The sequence below is a fragment of the Agromyces capsici genome (genome assembly GCF_058349965.1).
The window spans coordinates 645,862-664,200 of the sequence record NZ_JBYRET010000002.1; the positions used below are offsets into that span (position 1 = coordinate 645,862).

Annotated in this window: 11 protein-coding genes and 1 tRNA gene; 10 read left to right on the forward strand and 2 right to left on the reverse strand. The window is 70.3% G+C overall.

The genetic code is table 11. From position 1 onward, the window contains the following. Positions 1 to 40: 40 nt before the first annotated feature. Both pyk and AC3RKB_RS16795 read left to right on the forward strand, forming a co-directional pair. Positions 41 to 1,456 carry a pyruvate kinase gene (pyk, locus tag AC3RKB_RS16790; RefSeq protein ID WP_491437379.1) on the forward strand — a complete coding sequence of 472 codons (1,416 nt, stop codon included), beginning with the start codon at positions 41 to 43 and terminating at the stop codon, positions 1,454 to 1,456. A 100-nt stretch (positions 1,457 to 1,556) separates the two neighbouring features. Next, positions 1,557 to 2,540, forward strand: a complete 984-nt coding sequence (locus tag AC3RKB_RS16795) for a CapA family protein (protein WP_491437380.1) — start codon at positions 1,557 to 1,559, stop codon at positions 2,538 to 2,540. Between the two features lie 33 nt (positions 2,541 to 2,573). On the opposite strand, the gene AC3RKB_RS16800 is transcribed toward AC3RKB_RS16795, so the two are convergent. Further along, positions 2,574 to 2,656: transfer RNA gene (locus AC3RKB_RS16800), tRNA-Leu, on the reverse strand. 37 nt (positions 2,657 to 2,693) lie between these two features. Here AC3RKB_RS16800 and AC3RKB_RS16805 point away from each other — a divergent pair. The 5 genes from AC3RKB_RS16805 (at position 2,694) to rpsA (ending at position 11,778) form a co-directional block, all read left to right on the forward strand. Beyond that, positions 2,694 to 3,299, forward strand: a complete 606-nt coding sequence (locus tag AC3RKB_RS16805) for an ANTAR domain-containing response regulator (protein ID WP_129233325.1) — start codon at positions 2,694 to 2,696, stop codon at positions 3,297 to 3,299. A 93-nt stretch (positions 3,300 to 3,392) separates the two neighbouring features. Next, on the forward strand, positions 3,393 to 5,684 hold the full coding sequence (gene ppsA / locus AC3RKB_RS16810) for a phosphoenolpyruvate synthase (RefSeq protein WP_491437381.1): 2,292 nt from the start codon (positions 3,393 to 3,395) through the stop codon (positions 5,682 to 5,684). A 64-nt stretch (positions 5,685 to 5,748) separates the two neighbouring features. Then, positions 5,749 to 8,436: a DNA polymerase I gene (polA, locus tag AC3RKB_RS16815; RefSeq protein WP_491437382.1), complete on the forward strand. Its 2,688-nt coding sequence runs from the start codon at positions 5,749 to 5,751 to the stop codon at positions 8,434 to 8,436. Positions 8,437 to 8,517: 81 nt separating this feature from the next. Then, complete coding sequence (locus AC3RKB_RS16820; protein WP_491437383.1) at positions 8,518 to 10,182, forward strand: DUF885 domain-containing protein; 1,665 nt, start codon at positions 8,518 to 8,520, stop codon at positions 10,180 to 10,182. A 147-nt stretch (positions 10,183 to 10,329) separates the two neighbouring features. Beyond that, the gene (gene rpsA / locus AC3RKB_RS16825; protein WP_491437384.1) at positions 10,330 to 11,778 is read left to right on the forward strand and encodes a 30S ribosomal protein S1; all 1,449 of its coding nucleotides are present in this window, start codon (positions 10,330 to 10,332) and stop codon (positions 11,776 to 11,778) included. A gap of 120 nt (positions 11,779 to 11,898) precedes the next feature. Here the strand turns inward: rpsA and AC3RKB_RS16830 are convergent, their stop codons facing one another. Further along, on the reverse strand, positions 11,899 to 12,507 hold the full coding sequence (locus AC3RKB_RS16830; protein ID WP_491437385.1) for a DUF4126 domain-containing protein: 609 nt from the start codon (positions 12,505 to 12,507) through the stop codon (positions 11,899 to 11,901). Between the two features lie 54 nt (positions 12,508 to 12,561). Here AC3RKB_RS16830 and coaE point away from each other — a divergent pair, with 54 nt between their 5' ends. From coaE to uvrA, 3 genes are all read left to right on the forward strand, one after another. Further along, positions 12,562 to 13,179 (forward strand): dephospho-CoA kinase, encoded by a 618-nt coding sequence (gene coaE, locus AC3RKB_RS16835; protein ID WP_491437386.1) that lies wholly within the window; start codon positions 12,562 to 12,564, stop codon positions 13,177 to 13,179. Positions 13,180 to 13,263: 84 nt separating this feature from the next. Beyond that, positions 13,264 to 15,327, forward strand: a complete 2,064-nt coding sequence (gene uvrB, locus AC3RKB_RS16840; protein ID WP_491437387.1) for an excinuclease ABC subunit UvrB — start codon at positions 13,264 to 13,266, stop codon at positions 15,325 to 15,327. A gap of 119 nt (positions 15,328 to 15,446) precedes the next feature. Beyond that, positions 15,447 to 18,338, forward strand: coding sequence for an excinuclease ABC subunit UvrA (uvrA, locus tag AC3RKB_RS16845; RefSeq protein ID WP_491437388.1), 2,892 nt, complete (start codon positions 15,447 to 15,449; stop codon positions 18,336 to 18,338). The last annotated feature ends 1 nt before the right edge of the window (position 18,339 follow it).

Sequence of the window (18,339 nt, forward strand, 5' to 3'; positions counted from 1 at the left end):
ATCAGCGCTACGGCGCGCAACCCACTGGAGCAGACACCACATGAGAAGAGCGAAGATCGTCGCCACGCTCGGGCCGGCCACGTCCAGCTACGAGCAGATCCGCGCGATCATCGATGCGGGCGTCGACGTCGCCCGCATGAACCTCAGCCACGGCAGCTACGACGTGCACGAGGGCGTCTACCAGAACGTGCGCAAGGCGGCCAACGACTCCGGTCGTGCGGTGGCGGTGCTCGTCGACCTGCAGGGCCCGAAGATCCGCCTCGGCAAGTTCGCCGACGGGCCCCACGAGCTCGCCGAGGGCGACATCTTCAAGATCACGACCGAGGAGATCCTCGGCACCAAGGAGATCGTGGGCACCACGTTCAAGGGCCTGCCCCACGACGTCGAGGCCGGCGACCACCTCCTGATCGACGACGGCAAGGTCCGCGTCGAGGTCCTGGAGACCGACGGCACGGTCGTGACCACCAAGGTCGTCGTGGCCGGTCCCGTGTCGAACAACAAGGGCATCAACCTCCCGGGCGTCGCGGTGAACGTGCCGGCGCTCTCCGAGAAGGACGAGGCCGACCTGCGCTGGGCCCTCCAGCTCGGCGCCGACATCATCGCGCTGTCCTTCGTGCGCAACGCCGCCGACATCGACCGCGTGCACGCGATCATGTCCGAGGAGGGCCGCCGCCTGCCGGTGATCGCGAAGATCGAGAAGCCGCAGGCCGTCGACGCCCTCGAAGACATCGTCGAGGCGTTCGACGGCATCATGGTCGCCCGCGGCGACCTCGGCGTCGAGCTCCCGCTGGAGGCGGTGCCGATCGTCCAGAAGCGCGCGATCGAGATCGCCCGTCGACTGGCGAAGCCCGTCATCGTCGCGACGCAGATGCTCGAGTCGATGACCCACGCGCCCGTCCCCACCCGCGCCGAGACGTCCGACGTCGCGAACGCCATCCTCGACGGCGCCGACGCGGTCATGCTCTCGGGCGAGACGAGCGTGGGCGAGTATCCCGTGCAGACCGTGAAGACCATGGCGCGCATCATCGAGTCGACCGAGCAGCACGGCCTGCACCGCATCGCGCCGCTCGGCACGAAGCCCCGCACGCAGGCCGGCGCGATCACGCTCGCCGCGGTCGAGGTCGCCGACTTCGTCGAGGCGAAGTACCTGTGCGTGTTCACCGAGACGGGCGAGTCCGTCCGACGGATGTCGCGCCTGCGCAGCATCATCCCGATCCTCGCGTTCACGCCGTACCCCGACATCCGTCGTCGCATGGCCCTGAACTGGGGTGTCGAGTCGTTCGTGGTCGACCGCGTGACGCACACCGACCAGATGGTCGGCCAGGTCGACGAGTGGCTCGCGCGCACCGGCAAGGCCGTGGCGGGCGAGAAGGTCGTCATCATCTCGGGGTCCCCTCCCGGGATCCCCGGCACCACGAACGACGTGCGCGTGCACGTCGTCGGCGAGGTGCTCTAGCAGCTCGCTGTCAGGGGCCCGGTCGTCCGAGCGGATGGCCGGGCCTCCGGCGTGCTCCGGGGCATGGCGTCCGGCGGGCCGGGGGCGCATGATGGCAGCCATGGAGATCGCGTTCGTCGGCGACGTGATGCTCGGGCGGCTCGTCGCGGACGAGCTGCGCCGTCGGCCGGCGGCGTTCCCGTGGGGCGACACGCTGCCACTGCTGCGCCGGGCCGACCTGCTCGTCGGCAACCTCGAGTTCGTGCTGTCCGACGACGGACGCCCGTGGCCCGGCAAGGTGTTCCACTTCCGCGCCGACCCGGACGCGGTCGCCAGCCTCGAGGCGGCCGGGTTCGGACTCGTCTCGGTCGCGAACAACCACGTGCTCGACTTCGGCGTCGAGGCGGCGCTGGCCACGCTCGCGACGCTCGACGACCACGGCATCCGCTACGCCGGCGCCGGGCCCGACCTGGACGCCGCACGGCGGACCGCCGTCGTGTCGCGCGGGGGCCTGACGATCGGGATGATCGCCTTCACCGACAACGAGCCCGGGTGGGCCGCGGGGCCCGCCGATCCCGGCGTGCATTTCGCGCCGGTGGATCCGCGCGACCATCGTGCGGCGGCGATCCTGGATGCGGTGGCCCGCGCGAGGGGGGCCGTCGACCTGCTGATCGTGTCCGCGCACTGGGGCGGCAACTGGGGCGTGGACGTGCCGCGATCGCACCGGGCGTTCGCGCGCGCCCTCGTGGAGGCGGGCGCCGACGTCGTGTTCGGGCACTCGCCGCACATCGTGCGGGGCGTCGAGGTGATCCGCGGCCGCCCGATCCTCCACAGCGCGGGGGACTTCGTCGACGACTACGCGGTCGACCCCGTCGAACGCAACGACCGCTCGTTCGTCTTCGTGCTCCGCACCGAGGGGGCGACGCCCGTCGAGCTGCGGCTGCATCCGACCGAGATCGACGGATGTCGCGTCCGCCTCGCGCGCCGGCACGCCCGGGAGGCCGCCGAGGAGATGGTGCGGCGCTGTGGCGCGCTCGACACGCATGCGGACTGGGACGCGGACGCGGGTTGCCTCGTCATCGGGATCGGGCCGTCCGCGGCCTGACCGCCCGCGGACGACACGCGCGAGGGAGTGCGGTGCCGGTGGTGGGGGTCGAACCCACACGCCCTTTCGGGCAAAGCATTTTGAGTGCTCCGCGTCTGCCATTCCGCCACACCGGCCCGGAGGCCTCGGCCAGAATACCGTAGGCTTTCCTGCGTGACAGACACCGAAGACACCCAGCCGGCACCGCGACGCGTCGTCGTCGCGGAGGACGAGTCGCTCATCCGCCTCGACATCGTCGAGATCCTGCGCGACAACGGCTACGAGGTGGTCGGCGAGGCCGGAGACGGCGAGACCGCGGTCCAGCTCGCCACCGAACTGCGACCCGACCTGGTCATCATGGACGTGAAGATGCCGCAGCTCGACGGCATCTCGGCTGCGGAGCGGCTCTCGAAGGGCCACATCGCCCCGGTCGTGCTCCTCACGGCGTTCAGCCAGAAGGAGCTCGTCGAGCGCGCGAGCGAGGCGGGCGCACTCGCCTACGTCGTGAAGCCGTTCACGCCCAACGACCTCCTGCCCGCGATCGAGATCGCCCTGGCCCGCCACGCGCAGATCATCGCGCTCGAGGCCGAGGTCGGCGACCTGGTCGAGCGCTTCGAGACGCGCAAGCTCGTCGACCGGGCGAAGGGCCTGCTCAACGAGAAGATGGGCCTGACCGAGCCCGAGGCGTTCCGCTGGATCCAGAAGGCCTCGATGGACCGCCGGCTGACCATGAAGGACGTCTCGCAGGCCATCATCGAGCAGCTCGCGCCGAAGAAGTAGGCCCTCCGGCCCTAGGCCGAGCCCGGCGTCCGGGCGAGTGTGGGTGTATCCCGGGCGGAACCGCCCGGTTCCGTTCGAAGCGGGGGTACACGCATGCTGCACGACGAGACGTCCAGGCTGGTCAGCCGGTTCGAGGAGGTACGGCTCGGCGACGCCCCGGTCGTCGGCGGCAAGGGAGCGAATCTCGGCGAGATGACCTCCGCCGGGCTGCCGATCCCGCCCGGCTTCGTCGTCACCGCCGAGGCGTACCTGCGCGCGGTCGACGGGGCGGGGGTCCGGCAGCGACTGCTCGACGACTTCCGGGCCGCGGCTCGGGCGGTCGACGACCCGGCCGCGCTCGCGAGCGCGGCCGCGGCCCTTCGGGAGACGGTCGGCGGGATCGACGTCCCCGACGAGGTCCGCGCGGCGATCCTCGACGAGTACCACCGGCTCGGCGAGGGCATCGCGGTCGCGGTCCGCTCGTCGGCGACCTCCGAGGACGCCGAGGGGACCTCGTTCGCGGGCATGCACGAGACCTACAACAACGTGGTCGGCGACGACGCGGTGATCGCGCGCGTGCGCGACTGCTGGGCGTCGCTCTACGGCGATCGCGTCATCTCGTACCGCGCCAGCCAGCACATGGACGAGGAGCCGGAGCTCGCGGTCGTCGTCCAGACGCAGGTCGTCTCCGACCGCTCGGGCGTGATGTTCACCGTGGACCCGTCGACCGGCGCGCGCGACCGGCTCGTGATCGAGGCCGCGCTCGGCCTGGGCGAGGTCGTCGTGTCGGGCGCGGTCGAGCCCGACACGTACATCGTCGCCAAGGACGGCCCGCGGATGCTGTCGGTCCGCGTCGGGCGCCAGTCGCACCGGCTCGTGGCCGCCGACGACGGCACGGTGCAGCGCGACGATCTCGATCCGGCGTCGGCCGATGCGCGCGTGCTCTCGGATGCCGAGGTACTCGAGGTCGCCGCCCTGGGCCTGCGCGTCGAGGCGCACTACGGCGAGCCGCAGGACACCGAGTGGGCGTACTCGGGCGGGCGGTTGTGGATGCTGCAGTCGCGACCGGTCACCACGCTCGGCGGTGGCCCGCCGGTCGGCACGGTACTGCTCCGCGGGCTCGCGGCGGCGCCGGGCCGCGTGTCGGGGCGCGTCCGCATCCTGCAGGCCCCGGCAGAGGGCGCCGCGCTGCAGGCGGGCGAGATCCTCGTCGCGCCGATGACGAATCCCGACTGGGTGCCGACGATGCGCCGCGCCGGGGCGGTCGTCACCGACGGGGGCGGCATGACCTGCCACGCCGCCATCGTCGCGCGCGAGCTCGGCGTTCCCGCGGTGGTCGGTGCGCGCACGGCGACGTCGGTGCTGCGCGACGGCGAGATGGTCACGGTCGACGGTGCGAAGGGCGAGATCATCGAGGGGGCGGATGTCGCGACATCCGTCGCACCCGGGCCTGCGGCCGTCGTCTCGGAGGTGCGCGCGCCGGCAGCGCCCGAGTCGCTCGCGACGAAGCTCTACGTCAACCTCGCGATCGCCGAGCGCGCCGCGGACGTCGCCGCGCAGGACGTCGACGGGGTGGGCCTGCTGCGCGCGGAGTTCATGATCACCGACGCGCTCGGCGGCCTGCACCCGCGCGAGATGCTCGCCCGCGGGCAGCGCGAGGAGTTCATCCGCCGGATGACCGGATCGCTGCTCGAGGTGACGCGCGCGTTCGGGCGCCGTCCGGTCGTCTATCGGACGATCGACTTCCGCACCAACGAGTTCCGCGGACTCGAGGGCGGCGACCGGTTCGAGCCGCAGGAGAACAACCCCATGATCGGGTACCGGGGCGCGTACCGGTACGTGAAGGAGCCCGAGCTCTTCATGCTCGAACTCGAGCTCCTCGCTCGCGTGCGCGACGAGACGCCGAACCTGCACGTGATGCTGCCGTTCGTCCGCACCCGGTGGGAGCTGGAGGCGTGCCTCGAGCTCATCGACGCGAGCCCGCTCGGCCGCCAGCGCGGGCTGAAGCGCTGGGTCATGGCCGAGGTGCCCTCGATCGTGTACCGGATCCCCGAGTATGCCGCGATGGGCATCGACGGGGTCTCGATCGGCTCGAACGACCTCACGCAGCTCATGCTCGGCGTCGACCGCGACTCCGAGGTGTGCGCCGAGCTGTTCGACGAGTCCGACGCGGCCGTGCTCGACGCCATCGAGCGGATCATCGCGGCGTGCCGGGCGTCGGGCATCACGAGCTCGCTCTGCGGCCAGGCGCCGTCGAACACGCCCTCGTTCGCGGAGCACCTGGTGCGGTTCGGCATCGACTCGATCTCGGTGAACCCGGATGCGGCGGAGCGGACGCGTCGCGTCGTCGCAGCGGCCGAACGGCGCATCCTGCTCGACGCGGCGCGGCGGTCCGCGGACGGCTGACGGGCCCCCGCCGCGACGCCTCGGCGGCCACGGGGACGTCGGTGGCCGCTTGTAGTCTTGGGGGGTGTCGGACCCCACCCCCGAAAAGCCCACCCTCCTCGTCGTCGACGGCCACTCCCTGGCCTACCGCGCCTTCTACGCGCTGCCCGTCGACAGCTTCAGCACGCGCGACGGCCAGCACACCAACGCCATCCACGGCTTCCTGTCGATGCTGCTCATGCTGCTGCGCAACGAGAAGCCCACGCACCTGGCCGTCGCGTTCGACACCTCGCGGCACTCGTTCCGAACGCGCGAGTACACCGAGTACAAGGCGAACCGGAGCGAGACGCCGCCCGAGTTCAAGGGCCAGATCGGGCTGCTGAAAGATGCGCTGCGGGCCATGCGCATCACGGTGCTCGAGAAGGAGGACTACGAGGCCGACGACATCCTCGCGACGCTCGCCACGCGCGGCAAGGCCGAGGGGTACGACGTGCTCGTCGTCTCGGGCGATCGCGACACCATCCAGCTCGTCGACGACGACGTCACGCTGCTCTACCCGAACGTGCAGGGCGTGTCGCAGCTGAAGCGGTACGACGCCGACGCGGTGCTCGAGCGCTACGGCGTGCGGCCCGAGCAGTATCCCGATATCGCGGCGCTCGTCGGCGAGACCAGCGACAACCTCCCCGGCATCACCAAGGTCGGCGAGAAGACCGCCGTCAAGTGGCTCGGCCTGTACGGCAGCCTCGACGGCATCCTCGAGCACATCGACGAGATCAAGGGCGTCGTCGGCGACAACCTGCGGCGCGAGCGCGAGAACGCGATCCGCAACCGCCGGCTCAACCGGCTCGTGCGCGACCTCGAGCTCGACGTCGACGTGCCAGATCTCGCGGCGCAGCCGATGGACGAGGCGGCCGTGCGCGAGCTGTTCGACCGGCTCGAGTTCAAGACGCTGCTCGAGCGGGTGACCAAGATGGCGGCCGAGTCGAACGGCCTCACGGCCGACGGCACGGCGGCGCTCGCGGCCGAGGCGGTGCCGGCGGCGACCGCTCCGGCGCCGCAGGCGCTCCGCGGGGCGGAGCTCGACGCCTGGTTCGAGCGGGTCACCGCCGCCGAGCCCGCGGGCCTCGGCCTGAGCCTCGAGACGCTCGACGGCAAGGTCATCGGCGCCGGGGTCGCCTCGACCACCGAGTCGGTGCAGCTCGCGTGGAGCGCGGGCACCGCCGACCTCGAGCCGTTCGAGCGGTGGCTGGCGAGCGACGCCCCGAAGGTCATGACCGACGCGAAGCCGCAGCTCAAGGCGATGCGCAGATCGGGGCTCGCGTTCGACGGCCTCGTGGTCGACACCCTCATCGCGGGCTGGCTCATCCGGCCGAGCCTGGCCGAGAAGGACCTCCCCGACCTCGTGTCGCGGTACCTCGGCGAGACCGTGCCGATGGCCGATCCGGCGCAGCTCGTGCCCGACGCCGACTCCACGGCCGGTGCGCCCGAGTTCGCCTGGTACTCGCTCCGGGTTGCACCCGTCGTGCTCGCGGCCCTGTCCGAGGGGTCCCGCCGCGTCCTCGCCGACATCGAGATCCCGATCGTCTCGATCCTCGCCGAGATGGAGCTGCGCGGCGTGACGGTCGAGCACGACCGGCTCGCCGAACTGTCCGGGCAGCTGGGGGAGCGGGCCGCAACGCTCGCCGAGTCCGCCTACGCCGAGATCGGTCGCCAGGTGAACCTCGGCTCGCCGAAGCAGCTGCAGGAGGTGCTCTTCGACCAGCTCGGCATGCCGAAGACGCGCGCGACCAAGACGGGGTACTCCACCGACGCCGGTGCACTGGCCGACCTGCAGGAGTCGCATCCGCACCCGTTCCTCGGCCTGCTGCTCGAGCACCGCGACGCGACGAAGCTGCGGCAGATCGTCGATGCGCTCGACAAGTCGATCCAGTCCGACGGCCGCGTGCACACGAGCTACGTGCAGGTCGGCACGACCACCGGTCGCATCTCGTCGACCGACCCGAACCTGCAGAACATCCCCGTCCGCACCGAGGAGGGCCGTCGCATCCGGGCGGCTTTCACCTACGGGCGCGACTACGCCGAGCTGCTCACGGCCGACTACTCGCAGATCGAGATGCGCATCATGGCGCACCTCTCGCAGGATCCCGGCCTGATCGAGGCGTTCCATTCCGGGGAGGACCTCCACCGATTCGTCGGCGCCCGCATCTTCGACGTCGACCCGTCCGATGTGACGCCGCTCATGCGCACCAAGGTCAAGGCGATGTCGTACGGGCTCGCGTACGGCCTCAGCGCGTTCGGCCTCTCGAAGCAGCTGCGCATCGACCGCGCCGAGGCCACCCAGCTCATGAAGGACTACTTCGAGCGGTTCGGCGCGGTGCGCGACTACCTCCGCGGGGTCGTGGGGCAGGCGAAGGTCGACGGCTACACCGAGACGATCTTCGGCCGACGCCGTCCGTTCCCCGACCTCAACAGCCCGAACCGGGTGCTGCGCGAGAACGCCGAGCGCGCCGCGCTCAACGCGCCGATCCAGGGGTCGGCGGCCGACATCATGAAATTCGCGATGATCGGCGTCGAGCGCGAGCTGCAGGCACGCGAGCTGCGATCGCGCATGCTCATGCAGGTGCACGACGAGCTCATCTTCGAGGTCGCCGCGGGCGAGGGCGACGAGGTCGAGGCGATCGTGCACGACCGCATGTCGCACGCCGCCGACCTGCTCGTGCCGCTCGACGTCCAGGTGGGCAGGGGACGCGACTGGGAGGACGCCGCGCACTGAGGCGGGCGCGCGTGCGTCGAGCAAGCCGAGGACTGCTCGCAGGTTCGCGGGCGTGCCATCCGCTCGTCTAGGCTCGCGCGCATGGCCACCCCAGAGCGCACCCCCACCGAGGTCGACCGCGTCGCCGAGGAGTGGGTGGACACCCTCGTCGCCCTCGATCCCGCGACCGCGACGTACATCGGCCGGACCGAACACGACCACCGGATGCCCGACTTCTCGCCGGGGGGCCACGCCGCGCGGGTCGAGGCCGTCCGGGCGGCGCTCGCGGCCCTGGGCGCCGCGACGCCTGCCGACGATGTCGACCGCATCACGGTCGCCGACCTCGGCAGCCAGCTCGAGCTCGCGCTCGAGAGCGACGCCGCAGCACTCCACCTGCGCGACCTCAACGTGATCGCGAGCCCCGCCCAGGAGATCCGCGACGTCTTCGACCTCATGCCGACGACCGGCACCGAAGAGTGGGCGCGCATCGCCGAGCGCCTCGCCGCGGTGCCCGCCGCGATCGACGGCTACGTCGAGACGCTCCGGCTCGGCATCGAGCGCGGCGTCGTGCCCGCGGTCCGGCAGGTCCGCGAGGTCGCCCAGCAGGCGCGGCGCACCGCTCGTGCCGACGGGTTCTTCCCGGCGTTCGTGGAGGGCGCCGACGGGATCGCGGGCGATGCGCTGCGACGCGAGCTCGACGCGAACGCCGCGGCCGCGGCATCCGCCTACGACCGACTGGCCGAGTTCCTCGAGCGCGAGCTCGCGCCGCGCGCGACCCAGGAGGATGCAGTCGGCCGCGATGCGTACGCCCTCCAGTCCCGAAGGTTCCTCGGTGCGACGATCGACCTCGACGAGACCTACGAATGGGGCATCGAGGAGCTCGCGCGCATGGTCGCCGAGCAGGAGTCCGTCGCCCGGCAGGTCCTGCCCGGGGCCTCGGTCGCCGAGGCGATCGCCCACCTCGAGGCCGACCCCGCGCGCAAGCTCGTGGGCACGGATGCCCTGCAGCGCTGGATGCAGGAGACGAGCGATGAGGCGGTCGCCGAACTCGGCGCGACGCAGTTCGACATCCCCGAGGAGATCCGCACGCTCGAGTGCCGCATCGCGCCGACCCAGGAGGGCGGGATCTACTACACGGGGCCGAGCGACGACTTCACGCGGCCCGGCCGCATGTGGTGGTCGGTGCCCGCGGGCGTCACCGAGTTCGACACGTGGCGCGAGAAGACCACGGTCTACCACGAGGGCGTGCCGGGCCACCACCTGCAGATCGGCCAGGCGGTCGTCAACCGCGGGCAGCTGAACACGTGGCGCCGACAGCTCGCCGGCACCTCGGGGCACGCCGAGGGCTGGGCGCTCTACGCCGAGCGGCTCATGGAGGAGCTCGGCTACCTCGACGACCGCGCCGACCGGCTCGGCATGCTCGACGGGCAGCGGATGCGCGCGGCGCGCGTCGTGCTCGACATCGGCGTGCACCTCGGCAAGTCGCGCCCCGACGGCCTCGGCGCCTGGACGGGGGAGTACGCCTTCGAGTTCATGGGTGCGAACGTGAACATGCCCCCGGAGTTCGTCCGGTTCGAGGTGCATCGCTACCTCGGCTGGCCGGGCCAGGCGCCGTCGTACAAGGTCGGCCAGCGGATCTGGGAGCAGCTCCGGGACGACGTCCGCCGCCGCGAGGGCGAGCGCTTCGACATCCGCTCGTTCCATTCGCGGGCGCTCGCGCTCGGCGGTGTCGGGCTCGACACGCTCCGGGGCGCGCTGGGCGGCTGAGACGCGCCGGTTGCCGCGCCGGGAATGAACCCGCTAGGATGGAGCGTCACTCGTGTGACATCCATGTCCGCCTGCCCGCCGCGGATCCCAACAACACGCTCTTTCCGCGACGGGCCTGATTCTGTCCATTAACGGAGCATCCACTACATGACAACCGCAACGACCAAGGCGCCCAAGCAGGTCGCGATCAACGACATCGGGTCTGCTGACGATTTCCTCGCCGCGGTCGAGAAGACTCTGAAGTTCTTCAACGACGGCGACCTCATCGAGGGCACCGTCGTGAAGATCGACCGCGACGAGGTCCTCCTCGACGTCGGGTACAAGACCGAGGGTGTCATCCCCTCGCGCGAACTTTCCATCAAGCACGACGTCGACCCCAGCGAGGTCGTCGAGGTCGGCGACACCGTCGAGGCCCTCGTTCTCCAGAAGGAGGACAAGGAAGGCCGTCTGATCCTGTCGAAGAAGCGCGCGCAGTACGAGCGCGCCTGGGGCGACGTGGAGAAGATCAAGGAGAACGACGGAGTCGTCACCGGTTCGGTCATCGAGGTCGTCAAGGGCGGCCTCATCGTCGACATCGGCCTCCGCGGCTTCCTGCCCGCCTCGCTCATCGAGCTCCGCCGCGTGCGCGACCTCACGCCGTACCTCGGCCAGGAGATCGAGGCGAAGATCCTCGAGCTCGACAAGAACCGCAACAACGTGGTCCTGTCGCGCCGTGCGCTGCTCGAGCAGACCCAGTCGGAGTCGCGCTCGACCTTCCTGCAGAACCTCCACCCGGGTCAGATCCGCAAGGGCGTCATCTCGTCGATCGTCAACTTCGGTGCGTTCGTCGACCTCGGCGGCGTCGACGGCCTGGTGCACGTCTCGGAGCTCTCGTGGAAGCACATCGAGCACGCGTCCGAGGTCGTCGAGGTCGGCCAGGAAGTCACCGTCGAGGTGCTCTCCGTCGAACTCGACCGCGAGCGCGTCTCGCTGTCGCTCAAGGCGACGCAGGAGGACCCGTGGCAGGTCTTCGCCCGCACGCACGCCATCGGCCAGGTCACGCCCGGAAAGGTCACCAAGCTGGTGCCGTTCGGTGCGTTCGTCCGCGTCGCCGACGGCATCGAGGGCCTCGTGCACATCTCCGAGCTGTCGGGCCGTCACGTCGAGCTCGCCGAGCAGGTCGTGTCGGTGGGCGAGGAGGTCTTCGTCAAGGTCATCGACATCGACCTCGAGCGTCGCCGCATCTCGCTCTCGCTCAAGCAGGCCAACGAGGGCGTCGACCCCGAGGGCACCGAGTTCGACCCGGCGCTCTACGGCATGCTCACCGAGTACGACGAGCAGGGCAACTACAAGTACCCCGAGGGCTTCGACCCCGAGACCAACGAGTGGCGCGAGGGCTTCGACGCCCAGCGCGAGAAGTGGGAGCAGGAGTACGCTGCCGCCCAGGCTCGCTGGGAGGCGCACAAGAAGCAGGTCGCCGCGTCGCTCGCGGCCCAGGCTTCGGACGAGTCGTTCTCGTCGGGCACCTCGTCGTACACGAGCGAGTCGGCCTCGGCCGGCACCCTCGCCGACGACGCGTCGCTCGCGGCGCTGCGCGAGAAGCTCTCGAGCAACTAGTCGCTGCTCCATTCGCAGACGGAAGGCCGGTCCCGGATGGGGCCGGCCTTCCGGCGTCTCCGGCCATGGGCCGGCGCGGTGTCCGGTGCGCCGACCGCGCCGGCCGGTGGTGCGTCGGAGCTAGGAGCCCGGCACGGGGGAGTCCGCTCGTCGGCGTCGCTCGCGTCGCCGGCGCAGGAAGACGACCACGAGCGCGATCATGCCGCCGAGTGCGATGACGACGAGGACCGGAGCGAGGATCGCGAGCAACGACAGCGACACGCTGCCGACATCCTCGACCGTGCTCACGACGGGAGCGCCGACCCCGGCCGTCGACGCGTTCACGACCGGGCGGACGGCGGCCTTCGCGAGGTGCACACCGAGGGCGAGCACCACGCCGATCGCGACCGGGATCCAGTCGGGTGAGGCGAAGAACGCCTCCGGATCCGTGACGGCGGCCGTCGAGGCGCCCACGCCGGAGCCGAAGGCCAGCCCGCCCGCGGTGGGTCGTACGACGGTCTGCACGATGTCGTTCAGCGAGTCGAGCCCGGGCACCTTGTCGGCGATGATCTCGACGACGAGCAGCACCACCAGGATGAGCAGCACCCACTCGTTCGCGAGCCACTCCCATCCGGACGGCAGCTCGACCAGTCCGGTGAACCGGTCGAGCGCGCCGAGCACGATGAGCGGGATCCACGCGTTCAGGCCGGCGGCGAGCGCCAGGCCCGACGCGGTCAGCACTTCCAGCACGCCTCGCCCCCTCACGGTTCGGGTGGAGTGTCGCACACGGATAGGGTGGGGGATGTGTATCTGATCGGCCTCACCGGCGGGATCGCCTCCGGAAAGTCCACCGTCGCCCGCCGCCTCGTCGAGCACGGCGCCATCCATCTCGATGCCGACCAGCTCGCGCGTCGCGTCGTCGAGCCGGGCTCCGCGTGCCTCGACGCGATCGTCCGCGAGTTCGGCGAAGGCGTGCTGAACCACGACGGCATGCTCGACCGGCAGAAACTCGGCGAGATCGTCTTCCACGACGAGGATGCGCGCGCTCGCCTGAACGCCATCGTCCACCCGGCGGTGCGCGAGCTGTCGGGCCGGCTCATCGCCAAGGCCGAGCAGGAGGATCCCGGCGCGGTCGTCGTGTACGACGTCCCGCTCCTCGTCGAGGCGCAGGTCGACCATCCGTTCGACCTCATCGTGGTGACGAGTGCGCCCAAGCGCACCCAGGTCAGGCGACTGGTCGAGGAACGCGGGCTCGACCCGATCCAGGCCGAGGCGCGGGTCGACGCGCAGGTCGACGATGCCGACCGGCGCGCCGTCGCTGACGTCGTGATCGACACGGGCGGCTCCCTCGCGCACACCATGAGCCAGGCCGACGACCTCTGGGTGCGCATCGATCGCGCGCGACGCGCGGCGACGCAGTAGCCGACGGATGGCGCGACCGCGCCATCCGCTTCGCCCTCGGCGTACCCGGCCCCCGTGTCGGTGGGTCGACCTAGACTCGAATCCATGCAGTCGACCCGTTCCGTGCGCCCATTCGAGGTCGTCAGCGAGTACGCGCCGAGCGGCGACCAGCCGCAGGCCATCGCCGAGCTCGCCGCCCGGATCAACGCCGGCGAGACCGACGTCGTGCTGCTCGGTGCGACCGGCACCGGCAAGTCCGCGACGACCGCGTGGCTCATCGAGCAGGTCCAACGGCCGACGCTCGTGCTCGCGCACAACAAGACCCTCGCGGCCCAGTTGGCCACGGAGTTCCGCGAGCTCATGCCGCACAACGCCGTGGAGTACTTCGTCTCGTACTACGACTACTACCAGCCCGAGGCGTACGTCCCGCAGACCGACACCTTCATCGAGAAGGACAGCTCGATCAACGCCGAGGTCGAGCGGCTGCGGCACTCGACCACGAACTCCCTGCTGAGCCGGCGCGACGTCGTCGTGGTCTCGAGCGTGTCGTGCATCTACGGCCTCGGTACGCCCGAAGAGTACCTCAACGCGATGATGCCGCTGCAGGTCGGCCAGCGCGTCGACCGCGATTGGCTGATCCGCAAGTTCGTGTCGATGCAGTACCAGCGCAACGACGTCGCCTTCTCGCGCGGCACGTTCCGGGTTCGCGGCGACACGATCGAGATCATCCCGATCTACGAGGAGCTGGCGATCCGCATCGAGTTGTTCGGCGACGAGATCGAGGCGCTGTACAGCCTGCACCCGCTCACCGGGTCGGTGGTCGCGAAGCTCGATGCGGTGCCGGTCTTCCCCGGCTCGCACTACGTCGCAAGCACCGACGTGATGCAGCGGGCGATCGGCACGATCCGCGACGAGCTCGACGAGCGGCTGCAGGAGCTCGAGCGCGAGGGCAAGCTCCTCGAGGCGCAGCGGCTGCGCATGCGCACGACGTTCGACCTCGAGATGATGGAGCAGATCGGCTTCTGCTCGGGCATCGAGAACTACTCGCGGCACATCGACGGGCGCGCGCCGGGCGAGGCGCCGCACTGCCTGCTCGACTACTTCCCCGACGACTTCCTGATCGTGATCGACGAGTCCCACGTGACCGTGCCGCAGATCGGCGCGATGTACGAGGGCGACGCGTCACGCAAGCGCACGCTCGTCGAGCACGGGTTCCGGTTGCCGAGTGCACTCGACAACCGCCCGCTCAAGTTCGACGAGTTCAAGGCCCGCGTCGGCCAGACGGTGTACCTCTCGGCCACGCCCGGCAAGTACGAGCTCGGCATCGCCGACGGCGTGGTCGAGCAGATCATCCGCCCGACCGGCCTCGTCGACCCCGAGATCGTGGTGAAGCCGTCCAAGGGCCAGATCGACGACCTGCTCGAAGAGATCCGCATCCGCGCCGAGCGCGACGAGCGCGTGCTCGTCACGACGCTCACCAAGCGCATGGCCGAGGAGCTCACCGACTTCCTCACCGAGGCCGGGGTGCGAGTGCGCTACCTGCACTCCGACGTCGACACCCTGCGCCGCGTCGAACTGCTCACCGAGCTGCGCGCCGGCGTGTACGACGTGCTCGTGGGCATCAACCTGCTCCGAGAGGGCCTCGACCTGCCCGAGGTGTCGCTCGTGGCGATCCTCGACGCCGACAAGGAGGGCTTCCTCCGCTCGTCGACCTCGCTCATCCAGACGATCGGGCGTGCCGCGCGCAACGTCTCGGGCGCGGTGCACATGTACGCCGACGTGATGACCGACTCGATGGCCTCCGCGATCGACGAGACCAACCGGCGCCGCGACAAGCAGATCGAGTACAACCGCGTGAACGGGATCGACCCCACTCCGCTCCGCAAGCGCATCGCCGACATCACCGAGGTGCTCGCGCGCGAGGAGGCCGACACGGCGGCGCTGCTCGCCGGGCGCGACGCGAAGAAGACCTCGCCCGTGCCGATGCGTCGTGACGGCATCGCGGCGGCCGGCGCCAACGACCTCGAGGAACTCATCCGCGACCTCAACGACCAGATGCTCGAGGCCGCCGGAGAGCTCAAATTCGAGCTCGCCGCCCGGCTCCGCGACGAGGTCTCCGAGCTCAAGCGCGAGCTGCGTCAGATGGAGAAGGCGGGGCACCTGGGCTGAGCCTCGTCGGGGGAGCGGCCGCGCGACGGCCGGCAGCGGTGCCGTGAATCGAACGTGTGTTCGCTCTCGGCACGTGCGATCGTAGCCGGAGTGTCGGAGGGCGTTCGTACACTCGTAGGGTGCCAGTTTCACGTCTCGATGCCCATTCGCGCCTGAGCGTCCGCGGTGCCCGCGTGCACAACCTGCGCAACGTCGATGTCGAGATCCCGCGCGATGCCATGGTCGTCTTCACGGGCCTCTCGGGCTCGGGCAAGTCCTCGCTCGCGTTCGACACCATCTTCGCCGAGGGCCAGCGGCGCTACGTCGAGTCGCTCTCGGCGTATGCGCGCCAGTTCCTGGGCCAGGTCGACCGACCCGACGTCGACTTCATCGAGGGCTTGAGCCCCGCGGTCTCGATCGACCAGAAGTCCACGAACCGCAACCCCCGATCGACCGTCGGCACGATCACCGAGATCTACGACTACATGCGCCTGCTGTGGGCGCGCATCGGCGTGCCGCACTGTCCAGTGTGCGGTGAGCGCATCCAGCGGCAGACCGTGCAGCAGATCGCCGACCAGCTCATGGAGCTCCCCGCGGGCACGCGGTTCCAGATCCTCAGCCCGATGGTCTCCCAGAAGAAGGGCGAGTTCGTCGACCTCTTCCGCGACCTCTCCTCGCACGGCTATTCGCGGGCCGTCGTCGACGGCGAGGTCATCCGCCTCGGCGAGCCGCCGCAGCTGAAGAAGCAGGTCAAGCACGACATCTCGGTCGTGATCGACCGGCTCGTGGCATCCGATGAAATGCTCGGCCGGCTCACCGACTCGCTCGAGACCGCGCTGCGGCTGACCGACGGCCTCGTGCAGATCAACTACGTCGACCTCGAGGGCGACGACGCGTGGCAGACCTTCTCCGAGAAGCTGAGCTGCCCCAACCAGCACCCGATCGCGCTCACCGAGATCGAGCCCCGCACCTTCTCGTTCAACGCGCCGTTCGGCGCGTGCCCCGAGTGCTCGGGCCTCGGTACGCGCATGTCGGTCGACGAGGAGCTGCTGCTCGGCGACCCGACGCTCAGCATCGCCGAGGGCGTCATCCTGCCTTGGACCTCGCAGGGCAAGAGCCTCTACAACTACTACGAGAAGCTGCTCGACGGCCTCGCCCGCGACTTCGACTTCTCCCTCGACACGCCGTGGGAGGAACTGCCCGGGGCGGCGCGCAACGCGGTGCTGCGCGGCGACAACTTCGAGGTCAAGGTGCGGTGGCGCAACCGCTACGGCCGAGAGATGAGCTACACCTCGGGCTTCGAGGGCGTCGTGCCGTACATCGAGCGGCAGTACCTGCAGGCCGAGACCGACGTGCAGCGCGCGCGCTGGGCCGAGTACCTCCGCGAGGTGCCCTGCCCCGTCTGCCAGGGCGACCGGCTCAAGCCCGAGGTGCTCTCCGTCCTCATCCACGACGCGTCGATCGCCGACGTGTGCCGCCTCAGCCTCCACGACGCCCGCTCGTTCATGGACCGGCTCCAGCTGACCGACCGCGAGCAGACGATCGCGGCGCAGGTCCTGCGCGAGATCAAGCTCCGGCTCGACTTCCTCATCCGCGTCGGCCTCAGCTACCTCGACCTCGCCCGCGCCGCGGGCACGCTCTCCGGCGGCGAGGCGCAGCGCATCCGGCTCGCGACGCAGATCGGGTCCGGCCTCACGGGGGTGCTCTACGTGCTCGACGAGCCGAGCATCGGCCTGCACCAGCGCGACAACCGCCGCCTCATCGACACGCTCGTCGCACTCCGCGACCTCGGCAACACGCTCATCGTCGTCGAGCACGACGAAGACACGATCCGCACCGCAGACTGGATCGTCGACATCGGGCCGGGGGCCGGCGTGCACGGCGGCACGGTCGTGCACAGCGGCAGCTACGCCGACCTCGTGAAGAACACCCGTTCCCTCACGGGTGACTACCTCGCGGGGCGCAAGGAGATCCCGATCCCGGCGACGCGCCGGGCGATCGATCCCGACCGCATGATCACGGTCGAGGGGGCGCAGGCGAACAACCTCCGCAACGTCGACGTGGCGTTCCCGCTCGGCACGTTCACGGCCGTCACCGGCGTCAGCGGCTCGGGCAAGTCCTCGCTCGTCAACGACATCCTGTACCGGGTGCTCGCCAACCGCCTCAACGGCGCCCGCAAGGTGCCCGGCAAGCACCGCCGCGTCGGCGGGCTCGATCACCTCGACAAGGTCGTGCACGTCGACCAGGCGCCGATCGGCCGTACCCCCCGGTCGAACCCGGCCACGTACACGGGCGTGTTCGACCGCATCCGCACCCTGTTCTCCGAGACCGCCGAGGCGAAGGCGCGGGGCTACCTTCCCGGCCGGTTCAGCTTCAACGTCAAGGGCGGGCGCTGCGAGGCGTGCTCGGGCGACGGCACGATCAAGATCGAGATGAACTTCCTCCCCGACGTCTACGTCGCGTGCGAGGTCTGCGGCGGCCAGCGGTACAACCGCGAGACGCTGCAGGTGCACTACAAGGGCAAGAACATCGCCGAGGTCCTCGAGATGCCGATCAGCGAGGCGGCTGAGTTCTTCGAGCCCATCTCGGCGATCCACCGCTACCTCAAGACCCTCGTCGACGTCGGCCTCGGGTACGTGCAGCTCGGCCAGAGCGCCACGACCCTCTCCGGCGGCGAGGCGCAGCGCGTCAAGCTCGCGACCGAACTGCAGCGCCGTTCGAACGGGCGCAGCGTCTACGTGCTCGACGAGCCGACCACCGGCCTCCACTTCGAGGACGTGCGCAAGCTCCTGAAGGTGCTCGGGAAGCTGGTCGACAAGGGCAACACGGTGATCGTCATCGAGCACAGCCTCGACGTGATCAAGTCGGCCGACTGGATCGTCGACCTCGGTCCCGAGGGCGGTTCCGGTGGCGGCCAAGTCGTCGCGGTGGGCACGCCCGAGCAGGTGGCCGAGGTGCACGAGAGCCACACGGGGTACTTCCTGCGCGAGATCTTCGAGGCCGCGGCGCCGCCCGCCGTCGCCGCGAGCTGAC

Bases quoted from the DNA above. Each gene is read 5' to 3' on its own strand.
- pyk (WP_491437379.1), top strand. From the start codon at position 41: ATGAGAAGAGCGAAGATCGTCGCCACGCTCGGGCCGGCCACGTCCAGC.
- AC3RKB_RS16820 (WP_491437383.1), top strand. From the start codon at position 8,518: ATGGCCACCCCAGAGCGCACCCCCACCGAGGTCGACCGCGTCGCCGAG.
- rpsA (WP_491437384.1), top strand. From the start codon at position 10,330: ATGACAACCGCAACGACCAAGGCGCCCAAGCAGGTCGCGATCAACGAC.
- AC3RKB_RS16795 (WP_491437380.1), top strand. From the start codon at position 1,557: ATGGAGATCGCGTTCGTCGGCGACGTGATGCTCGGGCGGCTCGTCGCG.
- ppsA (WP_491437381.1), top strand. From the start codon at position 3,393: ATGCTGCACGACGAGACGTCCAGGCTGGTCAGCCGGTTCGAGGAGGTA.
- uvrB (WP_491437387.1), top strand. From the start codon at position 13,264: ATGCAGTCGACCCGTTCCGTGCGCCCATTCGAGGTCGTCAGCGAGTAC.